Genomic DNA, 16472 nt, shown 5'->3' on the forward strand with positions numbered 1-16472 from the left:
CGCCAACCGTTTCTCGCCCTTTGTGGGCGTAGCGGGTGCTCCGCTGCTGCTGGCCTGCCTGGTGGTCACATACGCCGTCTGGCTATCCACCGTTGCAATTCCGACCAATGTCGACGTGTCATGGCTTCTGGTCGTCTGCGACCGCCTGCTTGGCGGAGAGCGGCTCAACACCGACATCGTGGAGACCAACCCACCTTTCTCGATCGGGCTCTACATGCCGTTCATGCTCCTGGAAAAGCTCGCCGGCATACGTGCGGAATTCTGGCTGGCGCTTGGCGTCGTTTGCCTGAGCCTGGCCAGTATTTTCATTTCCGTCCGCATTTTCGCGCGCGATGAACCGGTCTACCGGCAGCCCCATGCGCTCTGGACAGCAACGGCGGCCCTGTTTTTGATCCTGTGTTTCATGCCGGATCAATTCGGCCAACGCGAGCACTTCGCGTTGATTGCCATTTTGCCTTGGGCGGCGTTGCAATGCACACGTCAGCGAAACCCGGATTTCAGCGCAGGCTCGCGCCTGGAGCACATGGTCGCGGGCTTCGGCGCGGCGGTCGTGGTCATGGTCAAGCCGCCCTATTTTGTGCTGGCCTTCATGTTGCCGTCGCTCTGTCTTGCGCTTGAAAGGCGGTCGCTGAGACCGCTCGTCGTCGCAGAGAACCTGCTTGGCGCTGCGATCGTGGCCGCCTATGCGGCATCCATCGCGCTCTTCGACCGCGCCTATTTAAGCGACGTCCTGCCCTTGGTCAGGGAGGTCTATCTTCCTTTGAGGGCCTCTGCCGCCGATATGCTGGCAAACTGGCCGAAAGTGGTGCTGCTTCTGGCCGCCGCCACCGTGCTTGCGGCCGGCGGCCTGAGAAAGACGAGCTGGGACGTCAGGATTCCGCTTCTGACCGCACTGGGGTTCATTCCAGCCTTCATCATCATGGGCAAGGGTTGGCCCAATCACGCGCTGCCGATGGTCGTTGTTGCAACACTTGCATTTGGCATCCAGCTTCTGCGGTTCGGCACATTCGGCAGTGCAGGCGTCGTTCGTAAGGCCGCCTTGATCTTCGGTAGCGTGCTGGTGCTGCAAATAGCGGTCAGGGCACAGTACGCGGCGCTGACAACGGATAACGGCCCGATCGCCCGCTCTGTCGCCGCGATCCGCGCGACGGTCGAAACCCCGACCATCATGTCGATTGCCGACCAGATGCAGGTTGCCCATCCCCTCGCCAGGCTGGTCGGCGGCAGGTTCATATCACGCCATCCGAGCGCCTGGGCGGTCTCCAACGCGGACACGCTCGCCCTCGTCACCGGCGATCTCGAACGGAGACGGGAACTTGAAACCATCCGCGATCGGGTGATCGGCGAAAACGCCGCCGAGATATCAGCGAAGAAACCCGACATCGTGCTGTCAGGCTCGCCCGCGTGGACTGCCCAGATGCTACAGGACAAGCGGATCGCTGCCGCTTTGGCCGACTATCGTCTGCTGCACGCCGAGCCGGAAATCACTGTCTATCTTCGTTATACGGCGCCCGCGCCGCTCCAAACCGATTGAGGAGGCTTCCAGAAACCATGGCACGGCTGGATCCAATCGCTCCGCTCGACGACATATGGCTCGATCTCGAGAGCCTCGGTGCAACATCATGAGCGTCTCGAACGACATTGACGGCTTGAGCCGGTGGCGCGGCCGGGATATCGCGGCGTCGCTGCTTCCTAGCCGCAATGTCCTGGCCATTGCCGCCGTCACGGTCTTCTCGATCGTCTGGCAGCAACGTTGGGGAACTGTTACCGACACCAGCTGGCTGATCACGGTCTGCGAGCGCATGCTGTCCGGTGAGCGGCTTTACTCGCAAATCTACGAGACCAATCCTCCATTCAGCGTCTGGCTCTATCTGCCGCCAGTGGCTGCGGCCAGATTGCTGGGCACCGCCCCGGAAATCCTGGTTGAGGCCTGGACTTATCTTGCCGTGCTCATCGGACTTTCGCTCTCGGGTGTGATCGTCAAGCGCGCGGGTTTCACTGAAACTGCATCGCTGTTTGCACTGGGGCCGGCGTTTTGCGCAATGTTGGTGATCTTCCCCGGCAACGCCTTCAGCGAGCGGGAGCATATCGGCACGGCGCTTTTCATGCCGCTGCTTGCGCTTCATGCCTGGCGCGCGCGCAGAGACGCAGCTGCCCAACCAAGCATCGGGCTTGCCTTACTCGCCGGCCTGTCGGGCAGCATTCTGCTGCTGGTCAAGCCCTACTATGCGATCATGGTGTTGGCGCCGGCGTTGGTCGTTGCAGTGCGCCGGCGCAGTCTGAAACCGATCTTCGCCCCGGAACACTGGGTTATTGGCGCCATCTGCATTGTCTATCTCAGCACCGTCACGCTCATCCATCCGGAGTTCCTGCGCGACGTCTATCCCCTCTTGGCGGATGTTTATGGAAAGATCGGCATCTTTTGGCCGATTGTGACCGGCTACGGTTTCCCATGGTGTTTCCTTGTCTTCCTGATCTGGTGGCTGTGGCCTGCCGGGGGGGTTCCAGAGCTGGCGGCGGTGGCGTTGGCGGCATCGATCGCCGGCATGCTTCCCCTGTTCTACCAAGCGAAAGGCTATTCTTATCATGCCTATCCCGCGATCTTTTGCGCCGTGGCGGCCATTTTCTGCCTGCTGGCGGTGCCCAGGATCGTGCAGCAGCCGTCGAAGCTGTTGGCGTTCGTGACGGCTCCTTCGCGAGCTTGGGCACTGGCGGCGGTGGCAATCGCCTTCTTGCCGTACTGGAGCACCCAGAAACCAGGGCCGGCGCTGGTTGCCGCCATTCGCGCCGCCACCGATCGACCGACCGTGGCGTTGGTCAGTTCGGATATTTCCTCGGGACATCCCTTGAACCGTATGATCGATGGGCAATTCGTTTCGACCCACGTCAGCGATTGGCTTGGAGCGTTCGCACTTTCCCTGTCCCGGCAGGCAGCCCTCTCGGGTGACACCGCCGAAGCCATCCATTACCAAGCCATCATGGTACGCTACGTCGAAAGCAAACGCGAAGAGTTCGCGCGTCTGCGCCCGGATGTCGTCGTCTTCAAGAAAAACAACACAATGTGGACAAGCCAACTGATGGGGCGTTTTGGCTTTGACGCCATCCTGGCGCACTACCGCATTCTCGTCGAGGACGAGACCGAGCGCATCTATCTGCGCGACGATTATGTCCGCCCGGGCGATCGGCCACCCGAACAGCCTACTTCGGCATCGTCACCCGTCGCAGCGTCAGATTGATGCGGCCGCCACTCCTGAGCAATGCCGAGGTCGACGGGTAGATACGGTCGACGCCGTGAAAGCAGAGCCGGCCTTCGCCGCCAAGCACGACGACGTCGCCGCTCTTCAGCCTGAGCGATTTGGTGGCGCCGTCGCGCGTCGTCTGGCCGACCCGGAACAGGCAATCGTCGCCGAGCGACACCGACAAGACCGGCGCGGAGAAATCGCTCTCGTCGCGGTCCTGGTGAAGACCCATTTTGGCATCCTGCGAATAGAAATTGACCAGGCAGGCCTCCGGCGGGTGCGCATAGGCGGATACGTCCCGCCACAGTTCGAGCAGCATCTCCGGGATCGCCGGCCAAGGCCTTCCGGTCACCGGGTGGGTCGGCTGGTAGCGATAGCCGTGCTCCTTGTCGGTGACCCAGCCCAGCGGACCGCAATTGGTCATGCGCACGCTCATCTCCTTGCCGGTACGCGGCATCGCCGGCACGAACAGCGGGGCCTCCTGCACGACCTGCCTGATATCTTCCACCAGCACGTCCTGCATGGCGCGCGACAGGTAGCCGGGCATATGGCGGACGCCTTTGGGCAGTACGAGCATCGCGGCGCTTGATCCATTGGTCTGGAGAAATCAGAATGCCACGGTCAAGTGAAAACGGCGACCCGAAAGCCGCCTCCGACGGTGGCTGCGTGCTTTAACCGGCGATCTTCGATCCCAGGCCGCTTCGGCTGTCAGTCATCCTCGACCCGGCCGCGCATTTTCTTGATCGAGCCGCGCCCGGCCTTGCTCTTGAGCCGTCTTTCGACCGCGCCTTTGGACGGCCTGGTCTTCTTGCGCGGCGGTGGTGGTGGTTCGGCGGCCTTGGCGACCAGTGCCGTCAGCCGCGCCCGGGCGTCCGTCCGGTTCTGCTCCTGGGTGCGGAAGCGTCCGGCTTCGATGATGATGACGCCGTCCTTGGTGGCGCGCTGGCCGGCGAGCTTGATGGTCCGTTCGCGCACACGCTCCGACAGGCCAGCCGCATTGGCGGCATCGAAGCGCAATTGCACTGCCGTCGCCACCTTGTTGACGTTCTGGCCGCCCGGGCCGGACGAGCGGATGAAATCCTCGTGCAGGTCGCCCGGATTAATCACCGCATCGTCGGTAATGATGATCTTGTCGTCGGCGTTCATGCCGCAGTCATGGCGCGGCAGGCGAAAAAAGAAAAGGCCCGATCGAAGCCGGGCCTCGAAGCATCACCAGGGGCGACGGCTATTCAGCCGCGACCTGCATGCGTGGTGCGGCGCCGAGCACGGTGGCGTCGACATGGGCTTCGAACTTTTCGAAATTGTCGACGAACATCCCGACCAGCCTTGCCGCCTGCCGATCATAGGCGGGCTTGTCGATCCAGGTCGATCTCGGGTCGAGAATGGCGCGGTCGACGCCGGCAACCGTCACCGGTACGTCGAAACCGAAATTGGCGTCGGTGCGGAAGCCGGCCGCTTTCAGCGAGCCGTCGAGCGCCGCCGCAAGCAGCGCCCGCGTTGCCTTGATCGGCATTCGCCTGCCGGTGCCGTAGGCGCCGCCGGTCCAGCCGGTGTTGACCAGCCAGCAATCGACACCGTGGCGGGCGATGAGCTCGCGCAGCAGATTGCCGTATTCCGACGGATGCCGCGGCATGAACGGTGCGCCGAAGCATGTCGAAAATGTCGCTTCGGGTTCGGTAACGCCCTTCTCGGTCCCCGCCACCTTGGCGGTGTAGCCGGAGAGGAAATGATACATCGCCTGCGCCGGGGTGAGCCGCGCGATCGGCGGCATCACACCGAATGCGTCGGCGGTCAGCATGATGATGTTCTTCGGGTGGCTGGCGCGCCCCGTCTTGCTGGCGTTCGGAATGAAGTGGAGCGGGTAGGCACAGCGCGTGTTTTCGGTCAGCCCGCCGTCGTCGAAATCCGGCACGCGGCCGGCGTCGAGCGCCACATTCTCCAGCACCGTGCCGAAGCGCTGGGTGGTGGCGAAGATCTCCGGCTCGGCTTCGGCCGAAAGCTTGATCGTCTTGGCATAGCAGCCGCCTTCGAAATTGAAGATGCCGTGCGGTCCCCAGCCATGCTCGTCGTCGCCGACCAGCGTGCGCGACGGGTCGGCCGACAACGTCGTCTTGCCGGTCCCGGAAAGCCCGAAGAAAACGGCCGCGTCGCCGGCGGGCCCTTCATTGGCCGAGCAATGCATCGGCATCACGCCTTTTGCCGGCAGCAGATAGTTGAGCACGGTGAACACCGACTTCTTCATCTCGCCGGCATAGGAGGTACCGCCGATCAACACGATCATGCGCGAAAGATCGACGGCAATCACCGTTTCGCCGCGCGTGCCGTGGCGGGCGGGATCGGCGCGGAACGACGGCAGATCGATGATCGTCAAATCGGGCATGAAATGCTCGAGTTCGGCGGCTGCCGGTCGGATGAGCAGATTGCGGATGAATAAGGAGTGCCAGGCAAGCTCAGTGATCACCCTGGTCGGCAGCTTCAGCTCCTCGTCGGCGCCGCCGACCAGGTCCTGCACATAAAGGTCCTTTCCAGTCGCATGGGCGCGAAAATCGGCAAGCAGCGTATCGAACTGGATCGGCGAAATCGCCTTGTTGTTGTCCCACCATACATGCGGCGCCGTGCTTTCGTCGCGCACCACGAATTTGTCCCTGGGCGAGCGGCCGGTGTGCTGCCCGGTCTCGGCGGCAAGCGCGCCATGCGCGGTGAGTCGGGCCTCGCCACGGCGGATTGCCTCCTCGTAGAGCGCGGCCGCGCCGAAATTATAGCGCACCACGCCCGTGGTTCTCAGGCCGATCCGATCGATCGCGCATGCAGGATTGCGTTTGCCGGCTTCCGACATGGGTGTCCCTTCTTCGATTTACCGCGTCTTTACCGGCGAATTCCGGAACTCCCATTGCAGGAGCTAAAAACGTCAAAACCAGAAAAGTCGAATGATATCAAATCATTAATCGATTTAAATATTTTGAAAGTTGTTTAAATCGTTTATATGTGCGAAAACACTGATGGTTGCCCAAAGGATTGGCGATGTTCAATCGTCCAATCCATATCGAGGTACAATTGTGGCCGCCGGCATGCCGCGCGTGACAGCGGATAAAGCCTATGCCACATTTTGTACCTAATTTGTCCTGCAAAAGCCCCTTCTCGACGAAAGAAGGGACAGCTCATGAGGGAGCCGCTTGAAATGGCAACAATCGCGCTTGTCGACGACGATCGCAACATTCTGACTTCGGTTTCGATCGCCCTCGAATCCGAGGGTTATCGAGTCGAAACCTACACGGATGGGGCGTCGGCGCTGGAGGGACTGGCGGCGCGCCCGCCGAACCTCGCCATCCTCGACATCAAGATGCCGCGCATGGACGGCATGGAGCTGCTGCGCCGGATGCGTCAGAAATCCGACCTGCCGGTGATCTTCCTGACCTCCAAGGACGACGAGATCGATGAACTGTTCGGCCTCAAGATGGGCGCCGACGACTTCATCCGTAAACCCTTCTCGCAGCGTCTTCTGGTCGAACGCGTCCGCGCCGTGCTGCGCCGCGCCAGCACCCGCGAGGCGGCGGCCAAGGCGCCCAACCAGCAGGCCCGGTCGCTTGAGCGCGGCCAGCTTGTCATGGACCAGGAGCGCCACACCTGCACCTGGAAGGGCGAGCCGGTGACGCTGACCGTCACCGAGTTCCTCATCCTGCATTCCCTGGCCCAGCGTCCAGGCGTCGTAAAAAGCCGTGATGCGCTGATGGATTCGGCTTATGATGAGCAGGTGTATGTCGATGACCGCACCATCGACAGTCACATCAAGCGGCTGCGCAAAAAGTTCAAGGCCGTCGATGATGACTTCGAAATGATCGAAACCCTTTACGGAGTCGGATATCGGTTCCGCGAAGCGTAAATAGGCAATAGGCAGTAGGGAATAGTCGGTAGTCAGTTTGAATGGTGCGAACGGCCACTCAGCATCGTCGCGATCTCACCCAACCATTGCTCTATTCCCTACTGCCTACTCACTAATTACTAAGCGGGAGCTGCTATTCGATGGCAGTGGAAGTAGAGCGAGTGAGACGGTCGGGCGCCGCCAGGCGCCCGCCGCGGATTCTGCCCGCCTTCGTGTCGAAAATTACGGTGCCGATGCGCCGGTTTCTCGGCCATCACATCTTTTCCAGCCTGACGCGGCGCATCCTCTTTCTCAACCTTGCCGGCCTGGCCGTCCTGGTCACCGGCATTCTCTATCTCAACACCTTTCGCGACGGGCTGATCGACGCCCGTGTCGAGAGCCTGATGACGCAGGGCGAGATCATCGCCGGCGCGATCGCCGCCTCGGCGACGGTCGAGACCGATTCGATCAGCATCGATCCGGAGAAGCTGCTCGAGTTGCAGGCCGGCGAAAGCCTGGGCCCCGGCTCCGACCAGCTCGACAATCTGGATTTCCCGATCAATCCGGAGCGCGTGGCGCCGGTGCTCAGGCGGTTGATCTCGCCGACGCGCACACGCGCCCGCATTTACGACCGCGACGCCAACCTGCTGCTCGATTCCCGCCATCTCTATTCGCGCGGCCAGATCCTTCGCTACGACCTGCCGCCGGTCGAAGAGGAGCAGCCGGACCTTCTGGAGCGCATCCAGAAATTCGTCTTTGATTTCTTTCGCAACAAGCAACTGCCTGTCTATCGCGAGCAGCCAGGTGGCAACGGCGCCGCGTTTCCGGAAGTGGTTAAGGCGCTTACCGGCAGTCCGTCGACGATCGTGCGGATCTCGGAGCAGGGCGAGCAGATCGTTTCAGTGGCGGTACCGATCCAGCGCTTCCGTGCCGTTCTCGGCGTGCTGATGCTGTCGACCGAAGGCGGCGACATCGACAAGATCGTCGCGGCCGAGCGCAAGGCGATCCTGCGCGTGTTCGGCATTGCCGCCCTGGTTACCGCCATCCTGTCGATGCTGCTGGCCTCCACCATAGCCAACCCGCTGCGCCGGCTTTCCGCGGCGGCAGTCAGGGTTCGCCGCGGCGTCAAGAACCGCGAGGAAATCCCCGACTTCTCCGACCGCCAGGACGAGATCGGCAATCTGTCGATCGCCGTGCGCGACATGACCAATGCGCTCTACGCCCGCATCGAGGCGATCGAAAGTTTTGCCGCGGATGTCTCGCATGAGTTGAAGAACCCGCTTACCTCGCTGCGCAGCGCGGTGGAGACATTGCCGCTGGCCAGGAACGACAATTCGCGCAGCCGGCTGATGGATATCATCCAGCACGATGTGAGGCGGCTGGACCGCCTGATCACCGATATTTCCGATGCCTCCCGTCTCGACGCCGAACTGGCGCGGGAAGATGCGGGAACCGTCGACCTGAAGAAGTTCATCACCGATCTGGTGGCCGTCTCGCGCGAGGCCACGCGCAACAAGAAGGCGGTCGAGATCGAATTCAAGGTCGCCAAACTGCCGCAGGGCGTGAAAGGCTACTTCGTCGTCGGCCATGATCTGAGGATCGGCCAGGTGATCACCAACCTGATCGAGAATGCCCGCTCGTTCGTCCCCGAAGAACGTGGCCACATCACCATATCGCTGGCGCGCGCCGGCAAGTTCAACATCGTTACCATCGACGACAATGGACCCGGTATCCGGGCCGATAACATCGATCGCATTTTCGAGCGGTTCTATACCGATCGGCCGGCCGGCGAGGCGTTCGGCCAGAACTCGGGCCTTGGCCTGTCGATATCCAGGCAGATCGTTGAAGCCCATGGCGGCACGCTGAGCGCCGAGAACATCCCGGGCACCAAGCCTGGCGAGATCAAGGGCGCGCGCTTCGTGGTGACGCTGCCGGCCGAAGGCTGACCGATGAATTCCAATCACGCCCGGTCCTGTTGTGCAGCCTGAAAACATTCACGGCACCGCGATTCTGATAGGTGACCGCGGCATTCTCATCACCGGACCGTCCGGCTTGGGCAAGACGACGCTGGCGCTCGCCTTGATCGATCATTGCAGCCAGCGCGGGCTGTTTTCCCGGCTGATCGGCGATGACCAGCTCTATGCCGCCGATCGCGAGGGGCGGCTGGTCTGCCGCGCACCAGCCAGCATCGCCGGCCTCGTCGAGGTGCCGGGATTCGGCCCCAAACCGATACGGTTCGAGCCAAGCTGCGTGATCGACCTCATTGTCCGGCTGGCGCCAGCCGGCAAAATGGCCCGCTTCCAGGAAGACTGCAGCGAGCTCGTTTTCGGCGTACCGGTGCCGCGCATCGATCTTGCCGGGCGCAATGTAGCGGCGGCCTTGCCGGCAGTGATGTCGCGCCTGTCGATTGCGCCTTTCCTGTGATCCGATTTCGATTTTTTGCTGCAATGCGTCAAATTGGCCTGGGCCGGCGCAATTTTGGGCTTGTCAACGGGCCTTGCGTCGACAAGATAGCGCTCCCGCCACCTGGAACGGTCGGCGAGCATAAAATGCGCCTGTGAAGCGGCCATGACGGGAGCCACCAAAGAATGATCGGACTCGTGCTTGTAACGCACGGTCAACTGGCCGCCGAGTTCCGCAATGCCGTGGAACATGTCGTTGGGCCACAAGACAATTTCGAGACCGTGGCGATCGGTGCCGACGACGATATGGAACAGCGCCGCCGCGACATTATCGACGCAGTCGGCCGCGTCGATACCGGATCAGGCGTCATCGTTTTGACCGACATGTTCGGCGGCACGCCCTCCAACCTCGCCATTTCAGTGATGGAATCCGGCCGTATCGAGGTCATTGCCGGCATGAACCTGCCGATGCTGATCAAGCTGTCCAGCGTTCGCAAAGGCGACAACATGACGGCCGCGCTGGATGAGGCGCAGGCTGCCGGCCGCAAATACATCAACGTCGCCAGTCAGCTCCTGAGCAGTAAATGAGTGCGCTGTTGCCGGAAAAGGACAAGATCGTTCGCGACTTTCCGATCGTCAACCAGCGCGGCCTGCATGCGCGCGCCTCGGCCAAGTTCGTTCAAATCGCCAGCGGCTTCAACGCCACGGTCCAGGTCGAGAAGGACGGCGTCAAGGTCGGCGGCACCTCGATCATGGGCCTGATGATGCTGGCGGCGAGCCCCGGTTATTCGATCCGCGTCACCGCCACCGGCCCGGAGGCCGAAGAGGTCATCGATGCGCTGGAGCAACTGGTTGCTTCCCGTTTCGGCGAGGAGTGCTGACGGCTTCGCCGACGGCACCTGCTGCGGCATGTTCGGGCGCAACCTTGCGGCAGTGAAGGAAATCGCATATTTGCGCGACCGTCGCGTATTTTGTTCTTGCTTTGTGCCGGCAGCTATGCTACTAATCTCGCTATGGTGCCAATTGGCCCCGAAGACCCGCCCGCCGAGGCGGGTTTTTTGTTTCCGGCTTTGAAAGTGTTGCCGATCTGAGGTCTGAGGGGCGGCCACCTTGGACAGCACCCCTTCTGCGCGCTCTCATGGCCGCCGCCGCTGAAGACATGCACGGATAAAGATTTCTTTATATCCCATTGTCGTCCCACTCCCGATCTGCTAGTCAGGCCGGCAACTCGCGCCCTCCGGCACGCCTTCGGGGCGGGCGCGTCCCGCAATCAATTCGCATCGGAGCACTGCCATGACGGGTAGCAAGGACTATGTGGTCGCAGACATCGCGCTTGCCGGCTGGGGCCGCAAGGAGATCGAGATCGCCGAAACCGAAATGCCGGGCCTGATGGCCTGCCGCGAGGAATTCGGCGACAAGAAGCCGCTCAAGGGCGCGCGCATCACCGGCTCGCTGCACATGACCATCCAGACGGCGGTGCTGATCGAAACGCTTAAGGCGCTCGGCGCCGATATCCGCTGGGCTTCCTGCAACATCTTCTCGACCCAGGACCACGCTGCCGCGGCCATTGCCGAGGCCGGAATTCCGGTGTTTGCCGTCAAGGGCGAGACGCTGGAGGATTATTGGGTCTACACCGACAAGATCTTCCAGTGGGCCGATGGCGACACCTCCAACATGATCCTCGACGACGGTGGCGATGCCACCATGTACATCCTGATCGGCGCCCGCGCCGAGGCCGGCGAGGATGTGCTGTCCAATCCGGGCAGCGAAGAGGAAGAAATCCTGTTTGCCCAGATCAAGAAGCGCATGCAGGCATCGCCCGGCTTCTTCACCAAGCAGAAGGAAGCGATCCGCGGCGTCACCGAAGAGACGACGACCGGCGTCAACCGACTCTATCAGTTGCAGAAAAAAGGCCTGCTGCCGTTCCCGGCGATCAACGTCAATGATTCCGTCACCAAGTCGAAATTCGACAACAAATATGGCTGCAAGGAATCGCTTGTCGACGGCATTCGCCGCGGCACCGACACGATGATGGCCGGCAAGGTCGCGGTCGTCTGCGGCTATGGCGACGTCGGCAAGGGCTCGTCGGCTTCGCTCAAGGGCGCCGGCGCCCGCGTCAAGGTCACCGAGGTCGATCCGATCTGCGCGCTGCAGGCGGCGATGGACGGTTTCGAGGTGGTCACGCTCGAAGACGCGGCGCCGACGGCCGACATCGTCATCACCACCACCGGCAACAAGGACGTCGTTACCCTCGACCATATGCGCCTGATGAAGGACATGGTGATCGTCGGCAACATCGGTCACTTCGACAACGAGATCCAGGTGGCCTCGCTGCGCAACCTGAAATGGACCAACATCAAGCCGCAGGTGGATATGATCACCTTCCCGGACGGCAAGCGGATGATCCTTTTGTCGGAAGGCCGTCTGCTCAACCTCGGCAACGCTACCGGCCACCCGAGCTTCGTCATGTCGGCGTCCTTCACCAACCAGGTGTTGGCCCAGATCGAGCTGTACACCAAGCCCGGCCAGTACGAAAACCAGGTCTATGTCCTGCCGAAGCATCTCGACGAAAAGGTCGCGCGCCTGCATCTCGACAAGCTCGGAGCCCGCCTGACCGAACTGTCCGGCGAACAGGCCGCCTATATCGGCGTCACTCCGCAGGGACCGTTCAAGCCGGAACACTACCGCTATTAACCACGGCGAAACTTGCCACTAGATATTGAAGCCGGGCGATTGACTTTTCGCCCGGCTTTATTTTTGCGCTGATTGATTCTTCACGCCGATTCGCGCAAGCGCTATGGTGCTGATTCGCGGTCCGGGGACGAGGCCCGGGCGCACGCATCAGGGCGGTCTTGCATTCAGGCGGCGAAGAGGACCAAGACATGCCGGGGGATAACCCGCCTTGCGCGGGACAGGCCGTTTCCGGCGGCTATAGCGATTCGAACACGGGCTCCGCTGCCAGAGGCGGCAGCCTTTTATGGCGTGCCGGCAGCCGTGTCGGGGTGCTGCTTGCTTCTTCCGCGCTGGTTGGTCCGCTGCTTGGCTTTGCTGCACATGCCCAAACCCGCGTGGCGCAAAAGGCCGGGCTGTCGGTCAGCACGGTCGAGGTCATGCAACTCGCCATGTTCGTCGGCGTCATGGGGGCGGCATTGCTGTCGGCCATCTTTCTGATCCGCGAAAGGGCGCGCACCTCGGCGGAAAATGCCGAGCTCAGGACCCGCATCGCCGACGTTAATGCAGCGCTGCAGCGCTCGGAGGCGCTGCTCCATTCCCGCGATCAGCGCGTGGTGGTATGGGCGGCCGAGAACAAGAAACCTGAGCTTGTCGGGACATTGCCGATCGAAAGCGGCGCGCCGGAGGACCGGGCCGCTTTCCTGGCTTTCGGCCGCTGGCTGATGCCGCGTTCGGCGGCCGCACTCGAACATGCCGTCGCGGCGTTGCGCGACAAGGCAAAGCCGTTCGATCTGGTCATCGAATCGCAGGCCGGCCAGCCGCTCGAGGTTCACGGCCGCAAGAGTGCGGCGCATGTGCTGGTTCGCTTCGTCTCGCTTTCGGAGACACAGCGAAGCCAGGCCAGGCTGAAGATCGAGAACCAGCGCTTGGCCGCCGACCATGAGACGCTGATCGGCCTTCTGGATGCGCTCAAGATGCCATCATGGCTGCGCACCGTCGACGGGCGGCTGAAATGGGTCAACCGGGCCTATGCCGAAGCGGTCGAGGTCGAGAATGCCGAAGCGGCGGTCCGTGACGGCAAGGAATTCCTCGGCGGCCAGGCGCGCGACACGATCGCTGCGCAACACAAGTCGCACCCCGTCTTCGAACAGACACTCTCCACGGTCATCGAAGGCGACCGCCGTGTGTTTGCCGTGACCGATTTTGCCGGGGCGGATGGTTCGGCTGGTCTTGCCTGCGACATCAGCGCTATCGAGGCCATTCGCGCCGAATATGAGCGGACCGTGCAGAGCCACGCCGATACGCTCGATCAGCTCAACACCGCCGTGGCGATCTTCGATACCGACGAGAAATTGCGGTTTTTCAATCAGGCGTTCCAGAAACTATGGGGCCTCGACAGTGGCTTCCTGCACAGTGCGCCGGATAACGCCTTGCTGCTCGATCGCCTGCGCAGCGAAGGCAAGATCGCCGAGCAGCCCGAATGGCGGCGCTGGAAAGAGGGTTTGCTCGGCGCTTACCGCGCGGTTGAATCGCAGGAGCATTGGTGGCATCTGCCGGACGGCAAGACCATTCGCGTCGTCGCCAATCCGCAGCCCAAGGGCGGCGTCACCTGGGTGTTCGAGAACCTGACCGAGAAGATGGACCTTGAAAGCCGCTACCAGACCGCCGTGCGGGTCCAGGGCGAGACGCTCGACAACCTCGCCGAAGGCGTCGCTGTCTTCGGCCCCGACGGCAGGCTGAGATTGTCGAACCCGGCCTTTGCGGCATTGTGGGGGCTGGATGCCGATTCCTCAAAACCCAACGTTCATGTCTCGACGATCCGCGACCTGTGCGACCGCCGTGCCGTCGACAGTCCGTGGGGCGGGTTCGTTGCCGCCATCACCGGCTTCGACGACGAGCGCCGCGACCGCCACGGCCAGACCGAATTGAACAACGGCACCGTTTTGCGCTACGCCGTCATCCCTTTGCCCAACGGCCAGGTGATGATGACCTTCGTCGACGTTACCGACAGCGTCAATGTCGAACGGGCGCTGAAGGACAAGAATGAGGCGCTGCAAAAGTCCGACCAGATCAAGAACGAATTCGTGCAGCACGTCTCCTATGAGCTGCGCTCGCCGCTGACCAACATCATCGGCTTTACCGAGCTTCTTTCACTGCCGTCGACTGGTCCGCTGAACCAGAAGCAACGCGAATATATCGGGCATGTCGGCTCGTCCTCCTCGGTCCTGCTCACCATCGTCAACGACATCCTCGATCTGGCGACGGTGGATGCCGGCATCATGGAACTCGACATTTCCGAAGTTCACATCGACCGAACCATTACGGCCGCCGCCGAACTGGTCGCCGACCGGCTGGAGGAACATGCGATCAAGCTTAGGATCGACGCGGCGGCCGCACCGAAGACCTTCCACGGCGACGAGATCCGCGTCCGCCAGATCCTCTACAATCTGCTCAGCAATGCCGCCAATTACGCGCCGGAGGCGAGCACCATAACGCTCGCCTGCCGCCAACTTGCCGACGGCGTGGAATTTTCCGTTCACGATGACGGCCCCGGCATGCCGCCGGACTTGCTTGACTCCGTGTTCCGGCGCTTCGAGCCGCGCACCAATGGCGGCCGCCGCCGTGGCGCCGGGCTCGGCCTGTCGATCGTCAAGAGCTTTGTCGAACTGCATGGCGGCAGTGTCCGCATCGAGACCGGCAGGGATAAGGGCACCACGGTTGTTTGCGCCTTTCCCGACACGCCTTCCGGCATCCGCGCCGCGGCCGAGTAGCGCGTTCGATGGCGGTGTTGGTGCTTGAGCGTTTTCTCGCCGACGAGGCTGCGACGGCAAGGCTAGGCGAGGATCTCGCCATGTCGCTGCGCGTTGGCGACGTGCTCGCTCTCAAGGGCGATCTCGGCGCCGGCAAATCGAGCTTGGCACGGGCGCTGATCAGGGCACTGGCCGACGATGCCGGCCTCGACGTGCCGAGCCCGACCTTCACCCTGGTCCAGAGCTACGACGCGCGTGTGCCGGTCCATCATTTCGATCTCTACCGCCTGGGCACGGCATCCGAGCTGGACGAGCTCGGCTTCGACGAGGCGCTGACGCAAGGGGCTGCGCTGGTCGAATGGCCGGAGCGGGCAGAGGCATATTTGCCGAAAACCTCGGTGCTGGTCGAACTTCTCCAGCAGGGCGACGGCCGACTGGTGAGACTGTCGGGAGAGGGCGCCGCCTTCGAGCGCGCGGCGCGATCGCTGGCGATGCGCGATTTTCTCGGCCGGGCCGGTTGGGGCGAAGCGCAGCGACGATATTTCATTGGTGATGCCTCGGCCCGCTCCTACGAGATCGTCACGCTCGCCGGCTTTCCGCCGCGCGTGTTGATGAACTCGCCAAGGCTGCTGCTCGGACCGCCAGTCCGCGACGGCAAACCCTATGCCGAGATCGCCCACACCGCGCAATCCGTTTCGGCGTTCGTCGCCATCGACCGGGCCTTGCGGGCCGGCGGCGTCAGCGTCCCGGAAATCCATGCCCAGGACCTCGACCAGGGTTTTCTCCTGCTGGAACATCTCGGTTCCCAAGGGTTTCTCGACAAGCGCGGCCAGCCGGTGGTCGCGCGTTATGCGGCGGCGGCCGAACTGCTTGCCATGATGCACGGCAAAACATGGCCGGCCCGCATGCAGGCCGGCCCCGGCGTCTTCCACGAGGTGCCGCCTTTCGACCGCGACGCCATGATGATCGAGGCCGAATTGCTGGTCGACTGGTATGTCCCGGCGATATCAGGCGCTCCGCCAAGCGAGGCGTTGCGCGCCGGTTACCGCAGCGAATGGAATGCGGTGCTCGATCGGCTTGAGGGGCGCGAATACACGCTGATGCTGCGCGACTTCCATTCGCCCAACCTGATCTGGCGCGCTGACCGTTCCGGTCACGACCGCCTCGGCGTCGTCGATGTCCAAGATGCGCTGATCGGGCCGTCAGCCTACGACGTCGCCTCGCTCGCTATGGACGCGCGCGTCAGCATCTCACCCGAAATCGAAAAGCACACGCTTGGCGCCTATATCGACGCGCGCCGCGCCGCTGGCGTATTCGACGAGGACGAATTCCGCGAAACCTATGCAATCATGGCCGCACAGCGCAATTCCAAGATCCTCGGCATCTTCGTGCGGCTCGAAAAACGCGACGGCAAGCCCTATTATCTGAAGCACCTGCCGCGCATCCGCGACTATCTTCGCCGGGCACTGGCGCATCCGGCGCTGGCCGGGCTACAGGATTTCTACATCGCCCACGGCTTGCTGGAGGAACGCTCGATTTGACGGCTAAG

The 16472-nt window shown here is 62.4% G+C and carries 13 protein-coding genes; 10 read left to right on the forward strand and 3 right to left on the reverse strand.

The annotated features are described in order from the left end of the window. The first annotated feature begins 61 nt into the window (after positions 1–61). A complete protein-coding gene (locus AC0L2Y_RS14410) occupies positions 62–1534 on the forward strand; it encodes a hypothetical protein (RefSeq protein ID WP_473557097.1) in 1473 nt (490 codons plus the stop codon). Between the two features lie 268 nt (positions 1535–1802). Then, positions 1803–3236, forward strand: coding sequence for a hypothetical protein (locus tag AC0L2Y_RS14415; RefSeq protein ID WP_473557098.1), 1434 nt, complete (start codon positions 1803–1805; stop codon positions 3234–3236). Here AC0L2Y_RS14415 and AC0L2Y_RS14420 read toward each other — a convergent pair. The 3 genes from AC0L2Y_RS14420 to AC0L2Y_RS14430 all read right to left on the reverse strand — a co-directional run bounded on the left by AC0L2Y_RS14420 (position 3199) and on the right by AC0L2Y_RS14430 (position 6075). Then, entirely contained in the window at positions 3199–3816 is a 618-nt protein-coding gene (locus AC0L2Y_RS14420) for an alpha-ketoglutarate-dependent dioxygenase AlkB family protein (protein ID WP_473557100.1), read from the reverse strand. The two genes, AC0L2Y_RS14415 and AC0L2Y_RS14420, sit on opposite strands and share 38 nt — an antisense overlap. Positions 3817–3947: 131 nt before the next feature. Beyond that, entirely contained in the window at positions 3948–4385 is a 438-nt protein-coding gene (gene arfB, locus AC0L2Y_RS14425) for an alternative ribosome rescue aminoacyl-tRNA hydrolase ArfB (protein ID WP_473557102.1), read from the reverse strand. Positions 4386–4464: 79 nt separating this feature from the next. Further along, complete coding sequence (locus tag AC0L2Y_RS14430; protein ID WP_473557104.1) at positions 4465–6075, reverse strand: phosphoenolpyruvate carboxykinase; 1611 nt, start codon at positions 6073–6075, stop codon at positions 4465–4467. Between the two features lie 342 nt (positions 6076–6417). On the opposite strand from AC0L2Y_RS14430, the gene AC0L2Y_RS14435 reads away from it, so the two are divergent. The 8 genes from AC0L2Y_RS14435 to tsaE all read left to right on the forward strand — a co-directional run bounded on the left by AC0L2Y_RS14435 (position 6418) and on the right by tsaE (position 16464). Further along, entirely contained in the window at positions 6418–7119 is a 702-nt protein-coding gene (locus AC0L2Y_RS14435; RefSeq protein ID WP_023677547.1) for a response regulator transcription factor, read from the forward strand. A gap of 140 nt (positions 7120–7259) precedes the next feature. Beyond that, on the forward strand, positions 7260–9044 hold the full coding sequence (locus tag AC0L2Y_RS14440) for a sensor histidine kinase (RefSeq protein WP_352736766.1): 1785 nt from the start codon (positions 7260–7262) through the stop codon (positions 9042–9044). A gap of 31 nt (positions 9045–9075) precedes the next feature. Continuing rightward, positions 9076–9522, forward strand: a complete 447-nt coding sequence (locus AC0L2Y_RS14445; RefSeq protein ID WP_473557107.1) for an HPr kinase/phosphorylase — start codon at positions 9076–9078, stop codon at positions 9520–9522. A 164-nt stretch (positions 9523–9686) separates the two neighbouring features. Beyond that, positions 9687–10088, forward strand: coding sequence for a PTS sugar transporter subunit IIA (locus AC0L2Y_RS14450; protein WP_254815942.1), 402 nt, complete (start codon positions 9687–9689; stop codon positions 10086–10088). After that, complete coding sequence (locus AC0L2Y_RS14455) at positions 10085–10381, forward strand: HPr family phosphocarrier protein (protein ID WP_023677551.1); 297 nt, start codon at positions 10085–10087, stop codon at positions 10379–10381. Before AC0L2Y_RS14450 ends, AC0L2Y_RS14455 begins: the two co-directional genes overlap by 4 nt. A gap of 412 nt (positions 10382–10793) precedes the next feature. Then, a complete protein-coding gene (ahcY, locus tag AC0L2Y_RS14460) occupies positions 10794–12194 on the forward strand; it encodes an adenosylhomocysteinase (protein WP_473557110.1) in 1401 nt (466 codons plus the stop codon). Positions 12195–12382: 188 nt separating this feature from the next. Then, positions 12383–14944 carry a sensor histidine kinase gene (locus tag AC0L2Y_RS14465; RefSeq protein ID WP_473557113.1) on the forward strand — a complete coding sequence of 854 codons (2562 nt, stop codon included), beginning with the start codon at positions 12383–12385 and terminating at the stop codon, positions 14942–14944. A gap of 8 nt (positions 14945–14952) precedes the next feature. Further along, the gene (gene tsaE / locus AC0L2Y_RS14470) at positions 14953–16464 is read left to right on the forward strand and encodes a tRNA (adenosine(37)-N6)-threonylcarbamoyltransferase complex ATPase subunit type 1 TsaE (RefSeq protein ID WP_473557115.1); all 1512 of its coding nucleotides are present in this window, start codon (positions 14953–14955) and stop codon (positions 16462–16464) included. The last annotated feature ends 8 nt before the right edge of the window (positions 16465–16472 follow it).

The sequence above is a fragment of the Mesorhizobium sp. WSM4830 genome (assembly GCF_055811495.1).

Coding starts and splice junctions, on each gene's coding strand:
- AC0L2Y_RS14440 (WP_352736766.1), top strand. CDS start 7,260: ATGGCAGTGGAAGTAGAGCGAGTGAGACGGTCGGGCGCCGCCAGGCGC.
- ahcY (WP_473557110.1), top strand. CDS start 10,794: ATGACGGGTAGCAAGGACTATGTGGTCGCAGACATCGCGCTTGCCGGC.
- AC0L2Y_RS14435 (WP_023677547.1), top strand. CDS start 6,418: ATGGCAACAATCGCGCTTGTCGACGACGATCGCAACATTCTGACTTCG.
- arfB (WP_473557102.1), bottom strand. CDS start 4,385: ATGAACGCCGACGACAAGATCATCATTACCGACGATGCGGTGATTAAT.
- AC0L2Y_RS14420 (WP_473557100.1), bottom strand. CDS start 3,816: ATGCTCGTACTGCCCAAAGGCGTCCGCCATATGCCCGGCTACCTGTCG.
- tsaE (WP_473557115.1), top strand. CDS start 14,953: ATGGCGGTGTTGGTGCTTGAGCGTTTTCTCGCCGACGAGGCTGCGACG.
- AC0L2Y_RS14430 (WP_473557104.1), bottom strand. CDS start 6,075: ATGTCGGAAGCCGGCAAACGCAATCCTGCATGCGCGATCGATCGGATC.
- AC0L2Y_RS14415 (WP_473557098.1), top strand. CDS start 1,803: ATGCTGTCCGGTGAGCGGCTTTACTCGCAAATCTACGAGACCAATCCT.
- AC0L2Y_RS14465 (WP_473557113.1), top strand. CDS start 12,383: ATGCCGGGGGATAACCCGCCTTGCGCGGGACAGGCCGTTTCCGGCGGC.
- AC0L2Y_RS14450 (WP_254815942.1), top strand. CDS start 9,687: ATGATCGGACTCGTGCTTGTAACGCACGGTCAACTGGCCGCCGAGTTC.
- AC0L2Y_RS14455 (WP_023677551.1), top strand. CDS start 10,085: ATGAGTGCGCTGTTGCCGGAAAAGGACAAGATCGTTCGCGACTTTCCG.